6 protein-coding genes are annotated in these 6,677 nt (G+C 50.7%); 3 read left to right on the top strand and 3 right to left on the bottom strand.

Annotated elements, in window-relative coordinates; genetic code table 11:
- Positions 1-173 precede the first annotated feature (173 nt).
- Together FC814_RS18265 and FC814_RS18260 are read right to left on the bottom strand one after the other, a co-directional pair.
- Positions 174-1,376 (bottom strand): MFS transporter, encoded by a 1,203-nt coding sequence (locus FC814_RS18265; protein WP_000189033.1) that lies wholly within the window; start codon positions 1,374-1,376, stop codon positions 174-176.
- A 228-nt stretch (positions 1,377-1,604) separates the two neighbouring features.
- Positions 1,605-2,303 (bottom strand): autotransporter outer membrane beta-barrel domain-containing protein, encoded by a 699-nt coding sequence (locus FC814_RS18260; protein WP_137326276.1) that lies wholly within the window; start codon positions 2,301-2,303, stop codon positions 1,605-1,607.
- 157 nt (positions 2,304-2,460) lie between these two features.
- Between FC814_RS18260 and tag the strand changes: the two genes are divergently transcribed.
- Both tag and FC814_RS18250 read left to right on the top strand, forming a co-directional pair.
- Positions 2,461-3,024 (top strand): DNA-3-methyladenine glycosylase I, encoded by a 564-nt coding sequence (tag, locus tag FC814_RS18255; RefSeq protein WP_000438938.1) that lies wholly within the window; start codon positions 2,461-2,463, stop codon positions 3,022-3,024.
- Positions 3,021-3,461: an N-acetyltransferase gene (locus tag FC814_RS18250; protein WP_000617459.1), complete on the top strand. Its 441-nt coding sequence runs from the start codon at positions 3,021-3,023 to the stop codon at positions 3,459-3,461. Before tag ends, FC814_RS18250 begins: the two co-directional genes overlap by 4 nt.
- Here the strand turns inward: FC814_RS18250 and bisC are convergent.
- A complete protein-coding gene (gene bisC, locus FC814_RS18245; RefSeq protein WP_137326275.1) occupies positions 3,430-5,763 on the bottom strand; it encodes a biotin sulfoxide reductase in 2,334 nt (777 codons plus the stop codon). The two genes, FC814_RS18250 and bisC, sit on opposite strands and share 32 nt — an antisense overlap.
- A 152-nt stretch (positions 5,764-5,915) precedes the next feature.
- Here bisC and FC814_RS18240 point away from each other — a divergent pair, with 152 nt between their 5' ends.
- On the top strand, positions 5,916-6,575 hold the full coding sequence (locus FC814_RS18240) for an OmpA family lipoprotein (RefSeq protein WP_000747625.1): 660 nt from the start codon (positions 5,916-5,918) through the stop codon (positions 6,573-6,575).
- The last annotated feature ends 102 nt before the right edge of the window (positions 6,576-6,677 follow it).

Genomic DNA, 6,677 nt, shown 5'->3' with positions numbered 1-6,677 from the left:
CTGATAGAAACAGAAGCCACTGGAGCACCTCAAAAACACCATCATACACTAAATCAGTAAGTTGGCAGCATCACCATGCATCCATAGAAAGAATACATTGTTCTATTTATACTCTGAAATAGGAAAAGGGAGAAACTCACGTCCCTCCCCTTCATTTTCTTACAATGATATTTTTAGACGTGAACCTCGCGCAACACCTTCTGCCCTGGCTGGCGAATAGTCGTAGAAAGTGCAAGAGACAGAATCAGCAGGGCGAAAATCACGTAGAAGGTCACATAGAAACCACCAAACAGTGAGGCGATAATCGAGCCGCAAATGCTGCCGATACCGAAACCAAGGTAAATTACACCGTAGTTTTTCGCCAGATTATTAAGTCCAAAGAACTCGCTGACCAGTGACGGGAACACCGTGATTGTGCCGCCGAAGTTAAACGCCACGCAGGCAATCGCCGCGAAGAACGTTAACGCATTGAGTGGAGCGAACAGCAGTGCCGCCATGCCCACCAGCGAAACCACCTGTCCAATGGTGATGACCCGAATACGGGCGATTTTGTCAGACAGAATACCCAGAACCAGACGACCAGAAAGGTTAGCAATTGAAATGACCGTCACTGCGTTGGCTGCGGAAATTGCATCAAGATGCGCCAGACTCTGCGCGATATCTTTCGCCACCCCAATAACATACAGGCCACTCATGCAGGCAGTCAGGAACATTACCGCCAGCATCCAGTACTGCGGTTTACGCATCGACTCTGCCAGGGTGAAATCATTTTCCACCACGCCATTATGGGTTTTGACTTCCTGTTTCGGCGCATCTTTCATTAAGGTCGCGCCAAAAACAATCATCACCAGCGCAATCGCGCCCCAAATTATAAAGGTTTTTTCCAGACCGACCGTTTCCAGCAGTTGCGTGTCGATAAATTTGAACCCCAGGCTACCCAGGCCATAGGAACCAATGGCGAATGCGGAGATCAAACCTTTACGTTCCGGGAACCACTTCACGCAGTTAGAGAGCGTCAGCAAGTAACCCGCGCCATCTGCCAGACCGACCAGCACACCGGCACTCAGCCACAGCATCATCAGGTTGTTGGAATGCGCGGTCAGGAAGAAGCCTAATCCCAGCAAAATACCGGAAGCCATAGTGACGCGTTTAACGCCAAAACGTTCCTGTAATTTTCCCGCGACAGAAGACGAAATTGCCAGTCCCAGACTCAACAGGCCAAAGGAGAAAGCCACCTGGCTTACCGGTGCATCCAGTTTGGCGGAAAGTGCACCGTTAAACAGGCTCCAGGTATAAACCGAACCCAGGGCGAACTGGGTAATAATAGTACCGATAAGCGTCAGCCAGCGCGTACGTTGATAGTTGGAAGGTGTCATGGCAGTGTTCCTGCATTAATAAAAAGGAAAGGTCTCTGCCGACAACCATATCGAAGTGCACTTTATGCCAGGGGAAAAACGGCATGAAATGCCATCAGAACGGAATGAAATGCCTTAGTTCAGGAATGAATGACGTGACAAATATTCACCACAATAATAATTGTGTCAGTTAGTACCCACTATCAACACAATGATTGTTATACGCGGGTTCAAATTGTAAATGACAAGTTAAAATCTGGCGCTAACGCCCATGCTATACAAATAATCATTATTATTGTTGCTGTTTTCTGCCTGAGATAACGCGGCATAAGCGGCAATATGTGGGTTAAGCAACATATCGGCTCCCACAGTCACATCAAGCCAATTGCCGTTCTGATTTGTCGCCGTCATGCGGCTCAGGCCTGATTGAGCCTTCCAGATATTCTCACCAAATTGCTGGTTATAGCTGATTTGCGCCCAGGGACGAAAATCACCAAGCCGGGAATCAACACGCCAGCCTAATGTACTGACGCTGGCATGCCATAACGGATCGGTCAACGTTGCAGTGCTGTCGCCAAACTCGTTATACATCGAAATGGTCGTACCATCATAATGCAATGCGGCGACTGGGCCTGTTGTAACATGTTCATATAAAGGGAAATTCCAGCCCATACTCATACTGCTGGTCACATCGGCAGGCGTATCCTCCGCCAGATTGACTTCCAGTCCCAGCGCCCTTTGGCTACTTTGAATACGTTGCGACAAAATATCGTTGTAATCAGGTTGGTGATCACTATCCCAGGTATAACGCTCCGTAGTATGCCCAGGCTGCGTATCAACGATATATTCTTGTTGCCAGGCATAAGCTGTGTTGAGAAAAAGAGAACTGATTACAACGCTCGCCAGCAAACTTAACGTCCAGTGGCCACCGCATTTTTTTATGATCATTAACACGACTCCAGAAAAGAGCCGAATTCGGCAATATTATTGTCATTGTATGAAGGATATCGGGCATAGTAGCCCTGTATTAAATATTGACTTTTTCACCGATGCGTCAAGAAAAGCGGCTGAAATTTTTACGGTCTGGTATATAGCGAGGGAAAGTATGGAACGTTGCGGCTGGGTGAGTCAGGACCCACTTTATATTGCCTACCACGATAATGAGTGGGGCGTGCCTGAAACCGACAGTAAAAAACTGTTCGAAATGATCTGCCTTGAAGGACAACAGGCTGGGTTATCCTGGATTACCGTCCTCAAAAAACGTGAAAATTATCGCGCTTGTTTTCATCAGTTTGATCCCGTCAAGGTCGCGGCAATGCAGGAAGACGATATCGAAAGACTGGTACAGGATACCGGGATTATCCGCCATCGTGGAAAAATCCAGGCCATTATCGGCAATGCGCGCGCTTACCTGCAAATGGAGCAAAACGGCGAACCGTTTGCCGACTTTGTCTGGTCGTTCGTAAACCACCAGCCACAAGTGACACAAGCCAGAACATTGAGCGAAATCCCTACTTCAACGCCCGCCTCCGACGCGCTCTCCAAGGCTCTGAAAAAACGCGGCTTTAAGTTTGTTGGCACGACAATTTGTTACTCCTTTATGCAGGCATGTGGGCTGGTGAATGATCATGTGGTTAGCTGCTGTTGCCATCCGGGGAACAAATCATGATTCGGGAAGCACTGCTTTCGGAACTGCCCGCGATTCTGGAGTTATGGCTGGAAAGCACAAGCTGGGGACATCCCTTTATAGAAACAAGCTATTGGCGTGACTGCATTCCGCTGGTGCGTGATGCATATCTAGCCAACGCGCAAAACTGGGTGTGGGAAGACAATGGTGAATTTCTCGGTTTTGTCAGCATTATGGAGGGCCGGTTTCTGGCAGCGATGTTTGTCGCACCGAAGGCCATCAGACGCGGCATTGGTAAGGCGCTGATGCAACATGTACAGCAGCGCCATCCCCATTTGTTGCTGGAGGTTTATCAAAAAAACCAACCGGCGATAGATTTTTACCATGCGCAGGGGTTTCATATTGTCGACTGCGCATGGCAGGAGGAAACCCAACTCCCTACCTGGATTATGGATTGGCAGGCGGATCAAACGCCGTAAGCGACAGCTCCGGGCCATTATATTTTTCCAGCCATGCCAGCGCCGTGTTACCCGCACAGCCATTCCCCAGCCGCGAGCTGGGAAGGTCTTTAGTTAGCACGTTAACCGCACCATTTTTACAAATGCCGCCAGCAGATAAATCAAGATCTGGCCACGCGCCTTCGTGAATACAAATCACGCCAGGTTTAATACCTTCGCTAATGACGGCTCCGACAAGGATTTGTCCACGCGAGTTCCACACCCGAACTGTATCGCCATCTTGTATACCCCGCGCCCGCGCATCTTCTGGGTGAATGGTGACAGGTTCACGATTTGCCACCGCATACAATTCGCGCAAGGAACTGTAATTCAGCTGACTGTGCAGACGATGTGCCGGGTGAGCAGAAAGTATCTGCAACTGTTCCGGTTCTGCATTGCCCTGCCATTCGTCCGGCTCCAGCCACATTGGATGCCCTGGGCAATCCGGATAAGCGTAATCGGCAATACGCTGTGAGAAGATTTCAATCTTGCCGCTGGCGGTTTTTAACGGATACGCCTGCGGATCGCGGCGAAAATCAGCGAAGCGAATAAACCGCTCGCTGTCTGGGTTTTCCGGCATCTCAATGAATTGGTTGGCTTCCCAGAACTCATCAAATGGTGGCAATTGTATCTGCTGACTTGCCCCACGCTGCCGGGCGACGTTATAAAACGTTTCCAGCCATTGCAACTCACTTTTCCCTTCTGTAAATCGCGCGTAGCCGCCCTTTTCCCACCGTTCGCTTAATTCAGCAAAAACATCAAAATCATTACGTGCTTCACCACGCGGTGGCACCACTTGTTTCATCGGCACCAGATGCTGGTTGCTGTAATCGCCGGTCATGGTGAGATCATTACGCTCAAACGACGTGGTCGCAGGGAGAACGATATCAGCGTGTTTTGCCGCCGCCGTCCAGAAGCATTCGGAGATCACCACCAGCTCTGGTTTTTGCCAGGCGTGAATCAGACGATTGGTATCCTGATGGTGGGTAAAGTTGGCACCACCCGCCCACCAGATAAAACGAATATCCGGGAAATGTCGGTTCATACCGTTGTGTTGATATGTGCCACCGGGGTTTTCTAATGCTTCAACAATACGGGCAACGGGGATTTTATCTACCGCATCGGTGCCGCCGGGCAAACTACTTCGCATGGAAGAAAGCACTGCAGCGCGGCGGGTCGGATTGCCGCCATTGGCAAAATGGTAAGAAAGGCCAAAGCCGCCGCCGGGTGTGCCGATTTGCCCCAACATTGCCGCCAGCGTGACGATCATCCAGTGTTTTTGCTCACCAAACTGTTGGCGCTGCATTCCCCATCCCGCCATCAGCATCGTAGTGTTTTGGTGGAAAATAGCCGCCAGCTCGCGAATCTTCTCGGGTGGAATGCCGCAAATCTCCGCCGCCCATTCGGCAGTTTTCGCTATTCCGTCTTTCTCGCCCAGCAAATAGGAGGCGAAGACGTCATAACCCGTGGTGCAACGCGCCAGAAACTCTTCGTCGTGCCAGTCATTTTCCACCAGCGTATGGGCGATCCCCAGCATTAGCGCAACATCCGTGCCCATATGGGGGGCTATCCATTCCATTTTATCGCCAAAGAAATCGACGGTTTCCGATCGCATTGGATCAATGCAGATCAGCTTTTTCCCGCTGTCACGCAATGCAGAAAAGTAAGAAAGTCCCTGCTCATCGGATGCATTCCACGCAATTTTCAGCGTATTGAGAGGGTTAGCACTCCACAACACCACGACATCACTATGTTCCAGCACCAGCGGCCAACTGGTTTGCTGTTGATAAACTTCGCTGCCCCCCACGACATACGGCATGATCGCCTGTGCCGCGCCGGTCGAATAATCCCCCAGATGCCCGGTATAACCGCCTGCCAGCGCCATATAGCGTTGTAATAAAGTTGACGCTTTATGCAAGACGCCATTTGAACGCCAGCCGTAGGAACCAGCAAAAATCGATGCTGGGCCATAAGCCTCACGAATACGTTTATGTTGATGGTGAATAAGATCCAGCGCCTCATCCCAACTCACGCGAACAAATTCATCCTGCCCACGAATGCCTTGCGGGTTTTCTGGTGACGCGAGAAAGCCTTTGCGCACCATTGGAAATCGTACCCGCGTATTGCTGTGAACCTGGTCGCGAACCGCGCTCTGCAAGGAGTTTTCCAGCTCTGTCGCTAACGCGCCACGCGAGCTAAAAACTGTTTCACCGTCGGTTTCAACCAGCATGGGTCCCCAGTGGGCGGCAGTCAGAACGGAATAACGTGAGGATGAATTGGCCAAACCGAAGGCTCCTGAAAGGTTAGATGTATTGGGCAGTTAAATATTACTTACAAATTTCCGAGTATTCCCAGGAATAATCTTCATGTTCACACGGCATAATCTCCCGCCACGGCACCCGTGAACAAGAATAAAAAGGTTATTAAGGATTAACAATGAAGAAACGTGTTTATCTTATTGCTGCCGTCGTGAGCGGCGCTCTGGCGGTATCTGGCTGTACAACTAACCCTTACACCGGCGAACGTGAAGCAGGCAAATCTGCTATCGGCGCAGGTCTGGGCTCTCTCGTTGGCGCGGGTATTGGCGCGCTCTCTTCTTCGAAGAAAGATCGCGGTAAAGGCGCGCTGATTGGCGCAGCAGCAGGCGCGGCACTGGGCGGTGGCGTTGGTTATTATATGGATGTACAGGAAGCGAAGCTGCGTGACAAAATGCGCGGCACCGGCGTTAGCGTAACCCGCAGCGGGGACAACATTATCCTTAACATGCCGAACAATGTGACCTTTGACAGCAGCAGCGCGACCCTTAAACCAGCCGGTGCTAACACGCTGACTGGCGTGGCAATGGTGCTGAAAGAGTACCCAAAAACGGCAGTTAACGTGATTGGTTATACCGACAGCACGGGTGGTCACGACCTGAACATGCGTCTCTCCCAGCAGCGTGCGGATTCCGTTGCCAGCGCGTTGATCACCCAGGGTGTGGACGCCAGCCGCATCCGTACTCAGGGTCTTGGCCCGGCTAATCCGATCGCCAGCAACAGCACCGCTGAAGGTAAGGCGCAAAACCGCCGTGTAGAAATCACTTTAAGCCCGCTCTAATCCCTTTCATGCCGGGTGATGCAGAAATCACCTGGCATTCTTCAGTTTTCCTTCATCATATTTCAGGCTAAGGTGATCGCCTTATCAGTGAATGGAGAGAAG

The sequence above is a fragment of the Escherichia sp. MR genome (genome assembly GCF_005280595.1).
In the GTDB taxonomy this organism is placed as follows: Bacteria; Pseudomonadota; Gammaproteobacteria; order Enterobacterales; family Enterobacteriaceae; genus Escherichia; species Escherichia ruysiae.
This window is presented reverse-complemented; position numbering and strand designations above follow the sequence as displayed.

Bases quoted from the DNA above. Each gene is read 5' to 3' on its own strand.
- FC814_RS18265 (WP_000189033.1), bottom strand. From the start codon at position 1,376: ATGACACCTTCCAACTATCAACGTACGCGCTGGCTGACGCTTATCGGT.
- FC814_RS18260 (WP_137326276.1), bottom strand. From the start codon at position 2,303: ATGATCATAAAAAAATGCGGTGGCCACTGGACGTTAAGTTTGCTGGCG.
- tag (WP_000438938.1), top strand. From the start codon at position 2,461: ATGGAACGTTGCGGCTGGGTGAGTCAGGACCCACTTTATATTGCCTAC.
- FC814_RS18250 (WP_000617459.1), top strand. From the start codon at position 3,021: ATGATTCGGGAAGCACTGCTTTCGGAACTGCCCGCGATTCTGGAGTTA.
- FC814_RS18240 (WP_000747625.1), top strand. From the start codon at position 5,916: ATGAAGAAACGTGTTTATCTTATTGCTGCCGTCGTGAGCGGCGCTCTG.